The organism is Rhodococcus sp. NCIMB 12038 (assembly GCF_002165735.1).
Taxonomy (GTDB): Bacteria; Actinomycetota; Actinomycetes; order Mycobacteriales; family Mycobacteriaceae; genus Rhodococcus_F.
In genome coordinates, this window is the sequence record NZ_NHML01000009.1 from 1 (window position 1) to 15,394 (window position 15,394).

At 69.6% G+C, this 15,394-nt stretch carries 16 protein-coding genes and 1 pseudogene; 10 read left to right on the plus strand and 7 right to left on the minus strand.

Annotated elements, in window-relative coordinates; all coding sequences use genetic code 11:
• Both CA951_RS44245 and serC read left to right on the plus strand, forming a co-directional pair.
• Nucleotides 1-137: pseudogene (locus CA951_RS44245) on the plus strand (citrate (Si)-synthase); the annotation flags it as partial.
• A 41-nt stretch (nt 138-178) separates the two neighbouring features.
• Nucleotides 179-1,300 carry a phosphoserine transaminase gene (gene serC, locus CA951_RS14995; RefSeq protein ID WP_087557589.1) on the plus strand — a complete coding sequence of 374 codons (1,122 nt, stop codon included), beginning with the start codon at nt 179-181 and terminating at the stop codon, nt 1,298-1,300.
• A gap of 66 nt (nt 1,301-1,366) precedes the next feature.
• Here serC and CA951_RS15000 read toward each other — a convergent pair whose 3' ends face one another.
• Both CA951_RS15000 and CA951_RS44250 read right to left on the minus strand, forming a co-directional pair.
• Nucleotides 1,367-1,852: a nucleoside deaminase gene (locus CA951_RS15000; RefSeq protein ID WP_087557590.1), complete on the minus strand. Its 486-nt coding sequence runs from the start codon at nt 1,850-1,852 to the stop codon at nt 1,367-1,369.
• Nucleotides 1,849-2,097, minus strand: a complete 249-nt coding sequence (locus CA951_RS44250) for a hypothetical protein (RefSeq protein WP_256973714.1) — start codon at nt 2,095-2,097, stop codon at nt 1,849-1,851. The genes CA951_RS15000 and CA951_RS44250 overlap by 4 nt, the downstream gene beginning before the upstream one ends.
• 58 nt (nt 2,098-2,155) lie before the next feature.
• On the opposite strand from CA951_RS44250, the gene sepH reads away from it, so the two are divergent.
• Both sepH and CA951_RS15010 read left to right on the plus strand, forming a co-directional pair.
• Nucleotides 2,156-3,013 (plus strand): septation protein SepH, encoded by an 858-nt coding sequence (sepH, locus tag CA951_RS15005; RefSeq protein WP_087557591.1) that lies wholly within the window; start codon nt 2,156-2,158, stop codon nt 3,011-3,013.
• A 72-nt stretch (nt 3,014-3,085) separates the two neighbouring features.
• Nucleotides 3,086-3,883, plus strand: a complete 798-nt coding sequence (locus CA951_RS15010; protein WP_087557592.1) for a hypothetical protein — start codon at nt 3,086-3,088, stop codon at nt 3,881-3,883.
• Nucleotides 3,884-3,893: 10 nt separating this feature from the next.
• On the opposite strand, the gene CA951_RS15015 is transcribed toward CA951_RS15010, so the two are convergent.
• Both CA951_RS15015 and CA951_RS15020 read right to left on the minus strand, forming a co-directional pair.
• Nucleotides 3,894-4,121, minus strand: a complete 228-nt coding sequence (locus CA951_RS15015; protein WP_373413814.1) for a DUF2537 domain-containing protein — start codon at nt 4,119-4,121, stop codon at nt 3,894-3,896.
• Between the two features lie 68 nt (nt 4,122-4,189).
• Nucleotides 4,190-4,996, minus strand: a complete 807-nt coding sequence (locus CA951_RS15020) for an RNA methyltransferase (protein ID WP_087557594.1) — start codon at nt 4,994-4,996, stop codon at nt 4,190-4,192.
• Nucleotides 4,997-5,066: 70 nt separating this feature from the next.
• On the opposite strand from CA951_RS15020, the gene CA951_RS15025 reads away from it, so the two are divergent.
• The 6 genes from CA951_RS15025 (at nt 5,067) to CA951_RS15050 (ending at nt 11,854) form a co-directional block, all read left to right on the plus strand.
• Complete coding sequence (locus CA951_RS15025; protein ID WP_087557595.1) at nt 5,067-5,906, plus strand: SDR family oxidoreductase; 840 nt, start codon at nt 5,067-5,069, stop codon at nt 5,904-5,906.
• 77 nt (nt 5,907-5,983) lie between these two features.
• A complete protein-coding gene (locus CA951_RS15030) occupies nt 5,984-6,877 on the plus strand; it encodes a MoxR family ATPase (RefSeq protein ID WP_087557596.1) in 894 nt (297 codons plus the stop codon).
• Complete coding sequence (locus CA951_RS15035) at nt 6,874-7,998, plus strand: VWA domain-containing protein (RefSeq protein ID WP_256973717.1); 1,125 nt, start codon at nt 6,874-6,876, stop codon at nt 7,996-7,998. Before CA951_RS15030 ends, CA951_RS15035 begins: the two co-directional genes overlap by 4 nt.
• A 96-nt stretch (nt 7,999-8,094) precedes the next feature.
• Nucleotides 8,095-8,631, plus strand: coding sequence for a (2Fe-2S)-binding protein (locus tag CA951_RS15040; RefSeq protein ID WP_087557597.1), 537 nt, complete (start codon nt 8,095-8,097; stop codon nt 8,629-8,631).
• Complete coding sequence (locus CA951_RS15045; RefSeq protein WP_087557598.1) at nt 8,628-11,003, plus strand: xanthine dehydrogenase family protein molybdopterin-binding subunit; 2,376 nt, start codon at nt 8,628-8,630, stop codon at nt 11,001-11,003. Before CA951_RS15040 ends, CA951_RS15045 begins: the two co-directional genes overlap by 4 nt.
• The gene (locus tag CA951_RS15050) at nt 11,000-11,854 is read left to right on the plus strand and encodes a xanthine dehydrogenase family protein subunit M (protein WP_087557599.1); all 855 of its coding nucleotides are present in this window, start codon (nt 11,000-11,002) and stop codon (nt 11,852-11,854) included. Before CA951_RS15045 ends, CA951_RS15050 begins: the two co-directional genes overlap by 4 nt.
• A gap of 16 nt (nt 11,855-11,870) precedes the next feature.
• On the opposite strand, the gene CA951_RS15055 is transcribed toward CA951_RS15050, so the two are convergent.
• The 3 genes from CA951_RS15055 to CA951_RS15065 all read right to left on the minus strand — a co-directional run bounded on the left by CA951_RS15055 (nt 11,871) and on the right by CA951_RS15065 (nt 15,367).
• Complete coding sequence (locus CA951_RS15055) at nt 11,871-13,202, minus strand: MFS transporter (RefSeq protein ID WP_087557838.1); 1,332 nt, start codon at nt 13,200-13,202, stop codon at nt 11,871-11,873.
• Between the two features lie 245 nt (nt 13,203-13,447).
• The gene (locus CA951_RS15060; protein WP_072944816.1) at nt 13,448-13,879 is read right to left on the minus strand and encodes a MarR family winged helix-turn-helix transcriptional regulator; all 432 of its coding nucleotides are present in this window, start codon (nt 13,877-13,879) and stop codon (nt 13,448-13,450) included.
• A gap of 33 nt (nt 13,880-13,912) precedes the next feature.
• The gene (locus CA951_RS15065; protein WP_087557600.1) at nt 13,913-15,367 is read right to left on the minus strand and encodes an NCS2 family permease; all 1,455 of its coding nucleotides are present in this window, start codon (nt 15,365-15,367) and stop codon (nt 13,913-13,915) included.
• Between the last annotated feature and the right edge of the window lie 27 nt (nt 15,368-15,394).

A 15,394-nucleotide genomic window follows, 5' to 3' on the forward strand; every position in this document is an offset into this window, starting at 1 on the left:
CCGCAGGCTGGTGCGCCCACATCCTCGAGCAGAAGCGCCTCGGCAAACTCGTCCGCCCCGCCGCCATCTACACCGGGCCCGCTCCCCGCACCCCCGAGTCCGTCGAGGGCTGGGACCAGATCGCCCACACCAGCTGACCGTCTCCCCCGCCTGAATCAGTAAGGAACAGAAAGTAGCGATGACCTCCACACCGATCATCCCCGCAGACCTCCTGCCCGCCGACGGACGGTTCGGCTGCGGACCCTCCAAGGTTCGCCCCGAACAGCTGCAGTCGCTGGTCGAGGTGGGCGCCTCGGTGTTCGGCACCAGCCACCGCCAGAAGCCCGTCAAGGACGTCGTCGCCAGCGTGCGGTCCGGCCTCGCCGATCTGTTCTCCCTGCCCGAGGGTTACGAGGTGGTGCTCGGCAACGGTGGCACCACCGCGTTCTGGGATGCGGCCGCGTTCGGCCTGATCCGGGAGAAGTCGCTGCACCTCACGAACGGCGAGTTCAGCTCCAAGTTCGCGTCGGTCGCGAAGAACAACCCGTTCATCGGTGACCCGATCGTCGTCTCCGCCGACCCGGGCAGCGCGCCCGAGCCGGTCTCCGATCCGTCCGTCGACCTCATCGGCTGGGCGCACAACGAGACGTCCACCGGTGTCGCGATCCCCGTCTCGCGTCCCGCGGGCTCGGAGAACGCACTCATCGCCATCGACGCCACGTCCGGCGCCGGCGGTCTGCCGGTGAACGTCGCCGACGCCGACGTGTACTACTTCGCGCCGCAGAAGTGCTTCGCGGCCGACGGTGGACTGTGGATCGCGCTGATGAGCCCGAAGGCGCTCGAGCGGGTCGCGGAGATCAAGGATTCGGGTCGCTGGACCCCCGACTTCCTGTCGCTGCCCATCGCCGTGGACAACAGCTCCAAGGACCAGACGTACAACACCCCCGCGGTCGCGACGCTGCTGCTGCTCGCCAACCAGATCGAGTGGCTGAACGGCAACGGCGGTCTCGACTGGGCCACGTCGCGTACCGCCGATTCGTCCTCGCGCCTGTACCAGTGGGCCGAGGCCAGCGACTACGCCACGCCGTTCGTCACCGATCCGGCACACCGCTCGCAGGTGGTCGGCACCATCGACTTCGACGACAAGGTCGACGCCGCCCAGGTGGCGAAGATCCTGCGGGCCAACGGCGTCGTCGACACGGAGCCGTACCGCAAGCTGGGCCGCAACCAGCTGCGTGTCGGCATGTTCCCGGCGATCGATCCCGAGGACGTCTCGCAGCTCACGAAGAGCATCGACTGGGTCGTCTCGCAGCTCGGCTGAGTCCCGGCACCTTGATACCTGTCAGCCCCCCGCACCGAAGTGCCGGGGGCTGACGGCGTCTCGGGGTCAGTCCGTGTCGAGGAAGCGGTGGAACGGCGCGAGCGCCTCGTCACCGAGATGCGGCCCGCTCACCTGGATCTCGACGCTCGCCGCATCGAGCACGTCGGCGCAGCCCAGCGTGAACCGCGGCCCGTCGGGGAGGATCCGGGAGAAATCCGCGGACGAGGCCGCGTAGACCACCCGCGTGATCCCGGCCCACACCATCGCCGCACTGCACATCGGGCACGGCTCACCGCTCGCGTACATGGTGGCGCCGACGAGGTCGCCCGTCCGGCCTTCACCGCAGGCGGTGGTGATCGCGTCGAGTTCTGCATGCTCGGTGACGTCGGCGGACGTCGCCACGGAGTTGGCGCCCTCACTGATGACGTGACCGTCGGCGCCGACAGCGACCGCACCGAACGGCCTGTTGCCCGCGTCCCCCGTCTCGTCGGCGAGTTCGATGGCCCGCCGCAGGTGGGCAAGGTCCACGTCGTCGATATCGCTCTGGCTCATCGACTCAGATCCACTTCTGTTCCGACGCCCCGTTGCCGGGCTGTGTCGATCAGTATGCGCGCCGCGGCGAGGTCCTGGAGGCCGATCCCGACGGAGTTGTACAGCGTGATCGACGCCGTCCAGGTCACCCGCACGAGGCAGCGCACACCCCGCAGGAAGGATCGATCGGGAAACGAGGAAGCGTAGCGCGCAGCCGAATCCGGGACGGGATTTACCCGCGCGTGTCCTGCCGCGCGGGCTGTCACGAATGAATTACAGTTGCCGGGGTGCAGAGTCGCGAGCCGGCGCGATAAGGAGGTCAACGTGCGAGAGCTTCGAGTGATCGGTCTCGAGCCCGATGGATCGCACGTCGTGTGCGCAGATGCCAGTACCGGCGAAAAATTCCGGCTTCCCGCCGATGACAAACTCCGCGCCGCATCCCGCGGGGACATCGCTCGACTCGGCCAGATTGAGATCGAAATGGACAGTCAGCTCAGGCCCCGAGAAATCCAGGCCCGCATCCGTGCCGGCGCCTCCGTCGAACAGGTTGCCGACGAGGCCGGTATCCCCTTGGCGAAGGTGGAGCGTTTCGCGTATCCGGTTCTGCTCGAACGTTCCCGTGCGGCCGAGATGGCGCAGGGCGGACACCCGGTGCGCGACAACGGCCCCGCCGTTCCCACTCTCGCCGAGATCGTCACGCAGGCGTTCCGTGCGCGGGGACACAACATCGACGACGCCACCTGGGACGCGTGGCGCGACGAGGACAATCACTGGGTTGCCCAGCTGCAGTGGCAGGCCGGCCGCACCACCAATGCGGCGCACTGGCGGTACCAGCCGGACGCGCACGGTGGCACCATCGTCGCCCTCGACGACACCGCATTCGACCTGATCGACCCCGACTTCGGCCGTCCGCTGCGCGGATTGGCGCCGGTGGCCTCCGACGAACCGGAGCAGCTCGAACTCGCCGAGTTCCCCACCGAGGTGGAGGTGCCGACGATCGAGCCCGAGGAGATCATCGAGGCCGATGTCACCGAGGAGCCCGAGGACGAGCCCGCCTCGCCCGAAGAGCCGGCCGCACCCAAGATCGCCCCGCACCAGACGAACAACAAGGACAAGCGCGGCAAACCCGCCCTCCCCTCCTGGGACGACGTCCTGCTCGGTGTCCGCAGCAGCGGACGCTGACCGTCGACGCGGTAAGCAGGCCGGAAACCCGGTCGGGGTCGTACTCTTTCAGGAAGACACCGGAAGAGGGGGATGACCGTGGGGGCCAAGGTATCAACGATCTGGTACGTCGACGTCCCCGACCCTGCGGCTGTTCTGCGCAGTCACCCCGAGCCTGACCTCGCGGCGGCGCGGCGACTCGCCGCCCGCCTCTATCCCGATCTGGCGGCCACCCCCACCGGCCCGGTTCCGCTGGCCGAGGCCGCGCGACTCGACGCCGCCGGGACCGTGCACATCGGTTCCTACGCCGGCGTCACCGTCGTGTGCGGGCCCGATCTTGTCGTTCCCCGGCCGTCGACCCTGCCCGGAACCCGCATCCGGCCCACCGAATCCGCGAAGACGTACTACGTCGCATCCAAGCCCGACATCGCGTGGGGCTCGTTCGCGATGTGGGAGGACGGGCACCTGATCCGCGCGTTCAGCGCGACGCCGGTGCACATCCACGAGGACCTCGGCATCCCCATGGTGTGGGAGAGACCGTTCTGGGCGGGCGACTTCCCGCTCGAACACCCGCCGGGCGTGCTGCCCGACCCGCAGTCGCTGCCGTTCCACCCGCAGCAGTTCGCCGAGGGCGCCAACCGGGAATGGCTGAACTTCCGGTACACGGGGGCCCCGGAGGGCACCGAGATCGACCCGAAGAAGATCACCGTGCACGGGTTCGCCGTCCACCCGCCCGGCGAAGGTCCGGTGGCCGAGGCGGCGGCCGACGTAAAACAGCCCGCTGAGGTGGAACACCCCGCCCCCAAGCCCACCCCCAAGCCCGTTCCTACGCCCGCTCCGCCGCCGCCCGCTCGCAAGGGCGGACTGCTCCGCCGCTATTTCGGCTTCTGACCTGCAGAAGTCAGGCGGCGCCGACGAGCAGCGCCGACCAGCCGGCGAGAACTCCGGCTGCGGCGCCGTACACCAGCCACCGCCATACCAATGTCCGGCGTAGCCGCCACACCGACGGCGCGACCCCGGCGACCACGACGAGTTCGAGGAACACCGCCAGTGCCGGGTTGATCCGGGCGAGCTGCGAGCCGAACGCCATGATCGCGACGGCCACCACCGCCGTGGCGAACGCTGTCACGAGAAGTCCGGTGAACCACGGTGTTTCCGTCGGCGGCGGCGGATACGGGGAATGAGGGGGCAGCATTCTCACCGGCCGGTTCGGACGCGCTCGTAGAACGCCATCGCCGCCGCTGTCGCGACGTTGAGCGAATCCGTTCCGGGCGCCATCGGGATGCGGGCACGAATGTCCGTGGCCCGCATGGCGTGTTCGGTGAGGCCGGGCCCTTCCGCGCCCAGCAGCAACGCCACCTTCTCCCCCGTCATCGCCTCGGCCAGCGTCACCGCCTCGGGGTTCGGGGTCAGCGAGATCAGCTGGAAACCCCGCTCCCGCAACGCGTCCAGATCGTGCGGCCACTTCGTCACGTGCGCGAACGGAACCCGGAGAACGTGCCCCATCGACACCCGGACCGCCCGGCGGTACAGCGGGTCGGCACACCCCTTGCCGAACACCACGGCGTCGACGCCGAGCCCCGCGGCATTGCGGAACATCGAGCCCAGGTTCTCGTGATCGTTGACGCCCTCGAGCACCGCGACCGTCCGGGAGTGCTCGAGCACGTCCGACAGTTCGAGGGGCGCCGGGCGACGCGCCGCCGCGAGCACACCCCGGTTGAGGTGGAACCCGACCACCTCGGCCATGACGTCCGCCGTCGTCCGGTAGAACGGCACGTCCACGCCGTCGAGGTCGCCGGCCAGTTCCTCGAGCCGCCGATCGACGCCGAGCAGACCGATCGGGTCGAACCGGGACGCCAGCAGTCGCTGCGCCACCAGCACACCCTCCGCGATCACCAGGCCCTTGCCCTCGGGGAGGTCGGGACGCCGGTCCGAGGAGTTGAGATCGCGGAAGTCGTCCAGCCTGGTGTCGGCCGGATCTGTTATGTCGATGACGTGAACCACCGGTCCATATTGCCGTATGCGCGGCGTCACAGCGTTGACTCCCCTCCGCGGGGCGCGAAAGCTCGAAGGAATGAAGCACCTGCACGGACGCACGGCTCTGGTGACCGGCGCCTCCGGCGGGCTCGGCCGCGTCGTCGCCCGGGCCCTGGCGCGCGAGGGTGTCGCCGTCGCGGTGTCCGGCCGGCGTGAGGACCGCCTCGCGGAACTCGTGGCGGAACTACGTGCGCTCGGTGCGCGCGCCGAGGCTGTGCCCGGGGACCTGAATCGACTGGACCTGCTCGATGCGCTGATCGAACGCACCGAGGCGGCGGTCGGCCCCCTCGACGTCCTGGTGAACAATGCCGGCGTGGAGAACGTCTCGGCGTTCACCCGACTGAGTCCCGCCGAGCTCAGCGCCATGGTCGACGTAAACCTCACCGCACCACTGCTTCTCACCCGCCGGGTGCTGCCGGGGATGCTCGACCGCGGCCGCGGTCACGTGGTGTTCGTGTCGTCGCTGGCAGCGAAGATCGGTCCGGCGTACTGCGCGCCGTACGCCGCGACGAAGGCCGGCCTGATCGGCCTCACCCAGTCGCTGCGCGCGGAGTACGCCGGGGCACCGGTCGGCTTCTCCGTCGTCTGTCCCGGGTTCATCGCGGGCGACGGCATGTACCAGCGGATGACCGAACGCGGAATCAGGGCCGGACGAATGGCGGGCGAGACCAGTACCGACAAGGTCGCCGCCACCGTGACCCGGGCGATTCGGCGGGACCTGCCCGAGGTCGTCGAGAGCGGAGCACCGATCCGCCCCCTGCTCGCCCTGGCCCAGATCGCGCCGGGACTCGCCGAGCGGGTGGCCGCGAGGTTCGGCGCCACCGCGATGTTCCGGCGGTTGAGCGAGGACCGCGGCCGGGTGGAGCCCGATGGTTGACGGCCGGATCGGCTGACGACGTGCTCGGTTGCCCGAGTCGGGTACCGGGGCGCGGGCACTGATCTAGGCTCGCGGACGTGAGTGATTCCACGCCGACGGTCGGTTCACCCGCGGAACTGGCGCGGGCACTGGACGGCACCGGTTACCTCGCCGACGACGGCGTCGCGATGGCCGCGTTCCTCGCCATACGTATGGGACGGCCCCTGTTCTGCGAGGGCGAACCCGGCACCGGCAAGACGTCGCTCGCGGCCGCGTTGTCGGAGGCGTTCGGCCTGCCGCTGATCCGGTTGCAGTGCCACGAGGGCATCGACGCCGCGCAGGCGCTCTACGACTGGGACTTCCCGCGGCAACTGCTGCACCTGCGGACGCTGGAGGCGGCGAGCGACGGATCGCTCGAGGCCGACACCGTCGAACGCTCCCTGTACACCGAGCGGTTCCTGCTGGCGCGTCCCCTGCTGCGGGCCCTCACCGAGGCGCCGTGCGTGCTGCTCGTCGACGAGATCGACCGCGCCGACGACGAGTTCGAGGCTTTCCTGCTGCAGGTCCTCGACGAGAACGCCGTCACGATTCCCGAACTCGGCGAGGTGCGGGCGGCGACACCGCCGCTGGTGGTGCTCACGTCCAACCGCACCCGCGAGGTGCACGACGCCCTCAAACGCCGCTGCCTGTACCACTGGCTCGAACACCCGGATCTGGCGCGGGAGGTCGCGATCCTGCGCCGCCGCCTCCCCGGCATCGGGGCCGAACTCGCAGGCCAGGTCGCCCACGCCGTCCGCTCCCTGCGCGAGATGGAACTGCTCAAGCCGCCGGGGGTGGCCGAGTCGCTGGACTGGGCGCGCGCACTGCAGGAACTCGATCGGGACGTACTGGACGCGGAAACCGCAGCCGCGACGCTCGGCGCCGTCCTCAAGTACCGCGAGGACCTCGAACGCGTGGCCCGGGCGGGACTGGACCGGCTCCTGGCGGGGTGAGCACCGTGCCCGCGGCCCCGGACGCCGGCGACCCGCTGGTGGGGTTCGCCGGGTTCGCGCACGCCCTCGCGGCGGCGGGACTGCCGGTCGCGTCGGACGCCGTCGCCGCGTTCACGCGGGCCCTGCGCCAGGTGGACGTGGGCGATCCGGGCCAGGTGTACTGGGCGGGGCGCGCGACCCTGAGCCGCGGTCCCGACGACATCCCGCGGTACGACTCGGCCTTCGAGGGCTGGTTCGGCGGTACCGTCCCGTTGCACACGCCTCGGTCCGGGGAGCAGCCCCGACGGGCCAGAACCGCCGCTCTGACCTCGGCGGACGGCGGCGACACCGGTGGGGACGCGCCGCGCCTGCGGGTCGCGGCCGACGACGCCGAGGTGTTGCGCCACCGGGACATCGCCGACCTCACCGCGGCCGAGCGCGCGCACCTCGCCGAGTTGATCGCCACCCTGCGTCCGCGGCCCCCGACCCGCCCGGCCATCCGGATGCGTCCCGCCCGCCGGGGCGCCGTCGATCCGCGGCGGACGGTGCGGGGCATGCTCGCGGCGGGCGGCGAAGCGGTGCGGCCGAGCCACCACCGCAAGGCCACCCGCCCGCGCCGGATGGTGCTGCTGATCGACGTGTCCGGATCGATGAGCCCGTACGCCGACGCGCTGCTGCGGTTCGGTCACGTCGTCGCGCGGAGCAATCCGGCGGGCACCGAGGTGTTCTCGCTGGGCACCCGGATGACCCGGCTGTCCCGGGCGCTGCGGGTCCGCGACCCGGAAGTGGCACTGGCCGCCGCGAGCCGCGCCGTGCCCGACTGGGCGGGCGGCACCCGACTCGGCGAGACGCTGCGCGCGTTCCTGGACCGCTGGGGGCGCCGCGGTGTGGCCCGCGGCGCCGTCGTGGTGATCTTCTCCGACGGCTGGGAGCGTGGTGACCCGACCCTGCTCGCGGAGCAGATGGCCCAGCTGCGCCGGCTCGCCCACGCCGTGCTGTGGGTGAATCCGCACGCCGGCGCGGACGGGTACGAACCGGTGCAGTCCGGGATCGTCGCCGCGCTGCCGTATGTCGACCGGCTCCTCGCCGGCCACAGTCTCGCGACGCTGCAGGAATTGCTCGAGGTGGCGCGCCGGACGTGACCGATCCGGAAACGGTTCCCCGATTCCGGGTGTTGTTCGGGCCCGGTCGGCGCAGAGTAGGACGTATCACCTGAGGCTCTCGGCTTTGGAGGCGCGATGCGCATCACCGTCACCGTCGACGGAACGGCATACACGGACGACGTCGAACCACGACTGCTCCTCGTCCATTATCTTCGGGACCGGCTCGGCAAGGTCGGCACCGTCATCGGTTGCGACACCGGGAACTGCGGGGCGTGCACCGTTCATCTGAACGGTCACAGCATCAAGTCCTGCTCGGTGCTCGCCGTGCAGGCCGACGGCGGCGACGTCCTCACCGTCGAGGGCCTGTCCCGCAACGGGAAATTGCACCCCGTGCAGCAGGCGTTCCACGACAACCACGCCCTGCAGTGCGGATACTGCACACCCGGCATGATCATGCAGACTCTCGACCTGCTCGCCGAGGAACCCGACCCGGACGAGCGGACGGTGCGGCTGGGGTTGGAAGGCAACCTGTGCCGCTGTACCGGGTACCAGAACATCGTCAGCGCGGTGCAGGACGCGGCGCAGCGGTTGCGCGGCGGCAGCACCGCCGAGACACCGGCCGCAGACGCGAGTGCGCCGAAGACCGACACCGCGCAGGGAGGTGTGCGATGACCGCCACCGCCGAACCGGAAATCGGCAAGGCCCGCAGACGCAAGGAAGACGAGCATCTCGTCACGGGCCGCACGCGCTGGACCGACAACCTCGTCCTGCCCGGCATGCAGCACCTGGCGATCCTGCGCAGCCCGTTCGCGCACGCCCGCATCACCGGAATCGACACCTCCGCCGCCCGCGACCTGCCCGGGGTCGTCACCGTCCTCACCGGCGCCGATCTCGCCGACGAACAGGGCAGCCTGCCGTGCGCCTGGCCGATCACCCCGGACATGAAGTCGCCGCCTGCTCCGTCCCTCGCGGTCGACCGGGTCAACTTCGCAGGCGAGGCCGTCGCGGTCGTCGTGGCGCGCAGTGCCTACGAGGCACACGACGCTCTCGAGGCGATCGACGTCGAATACGACGAACTGCCGGTCGTGCTGGACCTCGCGTCCGCGGCCGCCGACGGCTCCGAACTCGTGCACCCCGATCTCGGAACGAACGTCAGCGCCACCTGGACGTTCGATTCCGCGGAGGCCGGTACCGGCAGCGACGTGGAGGAGGCCATCCGCGACGCCGAGGTACTCGTCGAACGCACGTTCCGGCAGCAGCGGCTCATCCCGGCGTTCATGGAACCCCGCTCGGTGGTGGTCGATCCGACCGGCGCCCAGATCACGATGTGGTCGGCCACGCAGATCCCCCACATCCTGCGGCTCATGCTCGCGATGACGCTCGACATCCCCGAGCACAAACTGCGCGTCGTCGCCCCGGACGTCGGCGGCGGTTTCGGCGGCAAACTGCAGGTGACGCCCGAGGAGGTCATCGCGCTGCTCGTCGCGCGGCGACTCGGCAAGCCGGTCAAATACACCGAGTCCCGCAGCGAGTCGATGGTCGCGGCCCATCACGGTCGCGACCAGATCCAGAAGCTGACGCTGGCCGCCCGCCGCGACGGCACCGTCACCGGTATGAAGGTGGAACTGCTTGCCGACATGGGCGCATACCTGCGACTGGTCACCTCGGGAGTGCCGATCCTGGGTGCGTTCATGTTCAACGGCATCTACAAGTTCCCCGCGTATCACTTCACGTGCACCAACGTGTTCACCAACAAGGTGCCCACCGACGCGTACCGCGGGGCGGGCCGCCCGGAGGCGACGTTCGCGATCGAGCGGATGATGGACGAACTCGCGACCGAGTTGTCGCTGGACCCACTGGAGTTGCGGGCGAAGAACTGGATCACCCACGAGGAGTTCCCGTTCGACACCGTCGCGGGCCTGACGTACGACTCCGGCAACTACGAGGCCGCGACCGCGCACGCGCGGGAATTGTTCGACTACGACGGCCTGCGCCGCGAGCAGGCGGAGCGCCGCGAACGCAAGGACCCGGTGCAACTGGGCATCGGCGTGTCCACGTTCACCGAGATGTGCGGGCTGGCGCCGTCGCGCACGCTCGGCGCGCTGGCCTACGGGGCCGGCGGGTGGGAGCACGCGGCGATCCGGATGCTGCCGACCGGCAAGGTCGAGGTGGTCACCGGTTCCTCCGCCCACGGCCAGGGCCACGAGACCGCGTGGAGCCAGGTGGTCGCGGATCAACTCGGGGTGCCGTTCGAGGACGTCGAAGTGCTGCACGGCGACACCCAGACCTCGCCGCGCGGGATGGACACGTACGGTTCCCGGTCGCTGGCGGTCGGTGCGATCGCGGTGGTGAAGGCCGCCGAGAAGGTGATCGCGAAGGCCAGACCCATCGCGGCGCACCTGATGGAGTGCGCCGAGGACGATCTCGAGTTCACCGACGGGCGGTTCCAGGTGAAGGGCACCGAGAAGGCGGTCGGCATCGCCGATGTCGCGCTCGCGGTGTTCGCCGCGCACGATCTGCCCGACGGTGTGGAGCCGAACCTGGACTCCGAGGCGGCGTACGACCCCGAGAACTTCTCGTTCCCCCACGGCACGCACCTGTGCGCGGTGGAGGTCGACACCGAGACCGGGAAGGTCCGCATCCGCTCCTACGTGTGCGTCGACGACATCGGGCACGTGGTCAACCCACTGATCGTGGAGGGGCAGGTGCACGGCGGACTCGCCCAGGGCATCGCGCAGGCCCTGTACGAGGAGGCGGTGTACGACGAGTCCGGCACCCTGCTGTCGGGTTCGTTCGCCGAGTACTCGGTTCCGTCGGCGGCGGATCTGCCGTCGTTCACGACGGGCCGCACCGAGACCCCCGCCACCGGTAACCCGCTGGGCGTCAAGGGGGTCGGCGAGGCGGGGACGATCGCATCCACCCCGGCCGTCGTCAACGCCGCCCTCGACGCGGTCCGGCAGTTCGGGGTGCGTGACATCGAGATGCCGTTGACGCCGATGCGGGTCTGGCGTGCCGTCCACACCGCTCAGGAAGGTGCCCGATGATTCCGTCGAGCTTCGATTACGTCGCCCCGACCTCCGTCGACCAGGCGGTGGCCGCGCTCGCCGAGGCCGGCGAGGACGCCAAGATCCTCGGGGGCGGGCAGAGTCTGCTGCCGGTCCTGCGGCTGCGGTTGTCCTCGCCGAGCACCCTCGTCGACCTGGGCCGGATCGGTGAGTTGCGCGGTGTGCACGAAGACGGGGACAGCATCGTGATCGGCGCGATGACCACGTACTACGACGTGATCCGCAACCCGCTCGTCCACGAGCACGCGTTGCTGCTCGTCGAGGCGAGCCGCACCGTCGCCGACCCGCAGATCCGGCACCGCGGCACGCTGGGCGGCGCCCTCGCGCATGCTGATCCGGCGGGTGACCTGTGCGGACCTGCACTGGCCCTGGACGCCACCCTCACCGTGGTGGGCACCGGGGGCAGGCGGACCATTGCGGTCGCCGACTTCTTCGAGGGTTACTACACCACCACGATGCGACCGGACGAGATCCTCGTGGACGTGCGGATCCCGAAGCACACCGGCTGGGAGGCGCGGTACGAGAAGTTCAACACGGTCGCGGAGGCCTGGTCGATCGTGGGGGTGGCCGCGACGATCCAGGTGGACGGTGGCATGATCCGGCAGGCGCGGGTGGCGCTGACCAACATGGGGTCGGTGCCGGTGCGTGCTCGCGGCGTCGAGGACGCGCTCGTCGGAAAGGCCGCGGACCCGGAGTCGATCCGGGCGGCGGCCGAGCACGCCGCCGAGGGCACCGACCCCGTCACCGACGGCAACGCCGACGCCGAGTACCGCACCCACCTCGCGAGAGTGCTGACCCGGCGGGCTGTGGCGACGGCGGTCGGCGTCTGAACGGCTCCGGCCTGCGTCAGGACCGTGGGTCTCGGCTCGCCTCCACGGCCTGTTCGGTGGCGTCGCAGACCACGACGGGGCGCGGTTCGAGGACGTTGCGCAGTTCGATCACCGGGAGGTGGCGTCCGGCGTCCGGTCTGCGCACCTTGATCCACACCCGTTGGTGCCGCATCAGGTACAGCGCCGCGCCGATCCCGCTGACCAGGGAGATCGCGCCGCCGATCACGAGCGGGGCGCGGGGGTCGAGGGCGTCGGCCAGCCAGCCGAGAACGGGACTGCCCAGCGGGGTGCCGCCGAGGAAACAGAGCATGTAGATGCCCATCACCCTGCCGCGCATCTCGGACGGCACGGACATCTGCAGGATGTTCATCGCCGCCGTCGTGAACGTCAGGGTGAGCGCACCGGTCGGGATGAGCATGATCGCCACCAGCGCATACGTGGGCATCACTCCGACCAGGATCTCGAACGCCCCGAACGCGGCCGCGGCCCCGAGGAACGTGCGCAGCCGGGGCGGGGTCTTGCGTCTCGCGGCGATGGTGGCACCGGCGAGCGTGCCCACGGCGAGGGTGGTCGACAGCAGTCCGTAGGCGTCCGCACCGCGATCGAACGTGTTGCGGGCGAGAACGGCGAGACTGATCGGGAAGTTCAGCCCGAACGTGGACACCATGAAGATCGCCACCATCAGCACCCGCAGGTCGGCGCGACTCCACACGTAGCGGAAACCCTCCCGGACCTGCCCCTTCCCGCGTTCCGCCTGAGGTGCGGTGAACAGGTCGCGGGCATTCATCATCAGCAGGGCGATCAGCACGCCGGTGAACGTGCCGACGTTGAGCAGGAACACCCAGCCCGTGCCGATGAGGGTGATCAGCACGCCGGAGATCGCCGGGCCGATGATCCTGGCCGTGTTGAACGTCATGGAGTTCAGGGCGATCGCGTTGGGCAGTGAGTCCTTGCCGACCATCTCGATGGTGAACGACTGCCGCGCCGGCGCGTCGATCGCGGACGCGCAGCCCATCAGGAACGCGATGAGATAGACGTGCCACAGGGCGACGAGTCCGCCGACGTCGAGCAGGCCGAGTACCAGCGCGCACACCGCCATCGACACCTGCGTCGCGATGAGGATGCGCCGCTTGTCGTACCGGTCGGCGAGGACGCCGCCCCACACGGACAGGAACAGGGTCGGTCCGAACTGCAGTGCCATCACGATCCCGACCGCGAGAGCGTTGCCGTTCGACAACGTCAGGACGAGCCAGTCCTGCGCCACCCGCTGCATCCACGTGCCGACGAGGGAGACGATCTGCCCCGACGCCCACAACCGGTAGTTCCGGGTGCGGAGAGCGACGAACATGCCGGTCTTCGGCTTGTCTGGGGCGGTGGTCTCGGGTTCGGGCGGCACCCTTCCATCTTGCTCCCGTCACCGGAACGCCCTCGACCTGCCCCTACGCGCGCCCCGGTGGTCGGGCGACGCCAGATGCCGATTGCGTTCTCCGGCAGAAGATTTGCTCCGCGATGTCGCGGGAACGGACACCTGCCCCGTTCCGGGTAGCCCAATGCCGTTGTACTACTGGGCAGCTGCCGATCAGCCGCGGCGATTCACTCGGAGTCGGCGACGATGGACGTGATGATGCCGACTGCGTCGCGGAGGGTCTTCAGCTGAGACTCGTCGAGCCCGGACAGCCGCTCGTTCATCCACGCCTCGCGGGCGTGGGTCTCGTCGGCGATCAGCGCGTGACCGGCGTCCGACAGCGTGACGATGATCTGGCGTCCGTCGGTGGGATGCGGTGCCCGCTCCACCAGTCCCAGTTCGACCAGCGACGCGATGACCCTGGTCATCGACGGCGGCTGCACCTTCTCGCGCGCCGCGAGATTGCCCGGCGTCATGGCGCCGTCGCGGGCGAGGGTGGCCAGAGCCGACAGCTGGGTCAGCGATACCTGGGCGTCGACGCGGCGCCCACGCAGGTGACGCGTGAGGCGCACGACAGCCAGGGAGAGGTCGCTGGCGAGTGCTCGCGTATCCGTGGTCACGGGAATGACAATACGGGACCGATCGGCCGCCGTTTACGTTACTGCGTCGGTGATCGGACCGACCGCGAAGTAGGCCACGAACAGAAGCGCGACCACCCACATCAACGGGTGAATCTTCTTGATACCACCGCTCGCAGCATTGAGCACGACCCACGAGACGAATCCGACGCCGATGCCGTTGGCGATCGAGTACGTGAACGGCATGACGATGATGGTGAGGAACGCGGGCAACGCGATCGAGAACTTCGTGAAGTCGATGTCCCGGACCTGGCCGATCATCATCGCGCCCACCACGACCAACGCGGGCGCGGCCGCCTCGATCGGCACCACCGAATACAGCGGGGTCAGGAACATCGCGGCCAGGAACAGCAGTCCCGTCACCACATTCGCGAGTCCGGTGCGGGCGCCCTCGGCGATACCCGAAGCGGATTCGACGAACACCGTGTTGGACGACGCGGAGGCCCCGCCGCCGACGATCGCGCCGGTGCCCTCGACGACGAGGGCCCGTCCGATGTTGGGCAGGTTGCCGTCCTCGTCGGTCAGGCCTGCCTCCTTGCCGAGCCCGGTCATCGTGCCCATGGCGTCGAAGAAGTTGGCGAGCACGAGCGTGAACACCAGCAGGCTGGCCGCGAGCACGCCGATGCGGGTGAACGCCCCGAAGATGCTGACGTCGCCGACGAGGCTGAGATCCGGAAGTTCCGCCAGCACTTCGGGAGCGGCCGGAACGCTGAGGTTCCAGCCGTGGGGGTTCACGCCCAGCGACGGTCCGACACCGGCGACGGCCTCGATGATCGCGGCCAGCACGGTGGTGACGACGATGCCGATCAGCAGACCGCCGCGCACCTTGCGCACCACCAGGACACCCATCAGCAGCACACCGAACACGAACGTCAGGGTCGGCCAGGAGGAGATCGATCCGTTGATGCCCAGGCCGACGGGGACGGTGGTGCCCGCGACGTCGGGGATGCGCCGCACGAAGCCGGCGTCGACGAGACCGATGAACGCGATGAACATGCCGATACCGGCGGCGATGGCGGATTTCAGCTCGGCGGGAATGGCATTGAAGACGGCCGTCCGGAAACCGGTGAGCGCCAACACGACGATGATGACACCGTCGATCACGACGAGTCCCATCGCCTCGGGCCAGGTGACCTGCGGCGCGATGGTGACGGCGAGGAGACTGTTGATGCCGAGGCCCGCCGCGATCGCGAAGGGGTAATTCGCGACGACGCCGAACACGATGCTCATCAGTCCCGCCACCAGGGCTGTGACCGCAGCCACCTGGTTCACGGGGAGGATGTTGCCGAGGACGTCCGTCTTGGCGACGGCGTCGTCCGGGGAGAAGCTGCCGAGGATGAGCGGGTTCAGCACCACGATGTACGCCATCGCGACGAACGTCACCACGCCGCCGCGAATCTCCGCGCCTACCGTCGAACCACGCTCGGTGATCTTGAAGTAGTTGTCGAGCAGTTTCGGAGCAGCACCCATTGTTCAGTCCCCATCGCCAGAAGTCGC

What these genes read in the sequence shown, in the direction of transcription:
- serC (WP_087557589.1), top strand. Translation starts at nt 179, where the DNA reads ATGACCTCCACACCGATCATCCCCGCAGACCTCCTGCCCGCCGACGGA.
- CA951_RS15000 (WP_087557590.1), bottom strand. Translation starts at nt 1,852, where the DNA reads ATGAGCCAGAGCGATATCGACGACGTGGACCTTGCCCACCTGCGGCGG.
- CA951_RS15010 (WP_087557592.1), top strand. Translation starts at nt 3,086, where the DNA reads ATGACCGTGGGGGCCAAGGTATCAACGATCTGGTACGTCGACGTCCCC.
- CA951_RS15025 (WP_087557595.1), top strand. Translation starts at nt 5,067, where the DNA reads ATGAAGCACCTGCACGGACGCACGGCTCTGGTGACCGGCGCCTCCGGC.
- CA951_RS15040 (WP_087557597.1), top strand. Translation starts at nt 8,095, where the DNA reads ATGCGCATCACCGTCACCGTCGACGGAACGGCATACACGGACGACGTC.
- CA951_RS15045 (WP_087557598.1), top strand. Translation starts at nt 8,628, where the DNA reads ATGACCGCCACCGCCGAACCGGAAATCGGCAAGGCCCGCAGACGCAAG.
- CA951_RS15050 (WP_087557599.1), top strand. Translation starts at nt 11,000, where the DNA reads ATGATTCCGTCGAGCTTCGATTACGTCGCCCCGACCTCCGTCGACCAG.
- CA951_RS15055 (WP_087557838.1), bottom strand. Translation starts at nt 13,202, where the DNA reads ATGTTCGTCGCTCTCCGCACCCGGAACTACCGGTTGTGGGCGTCGGGG.
- CA951_RS15065 (WP_087557600.1), bottom strand. Translation starts at nt 15,367, where the DNA reads ATGGGTGCTGCTCCGAAACTGCTCGACAACTACTTCAAGATCACCGAG.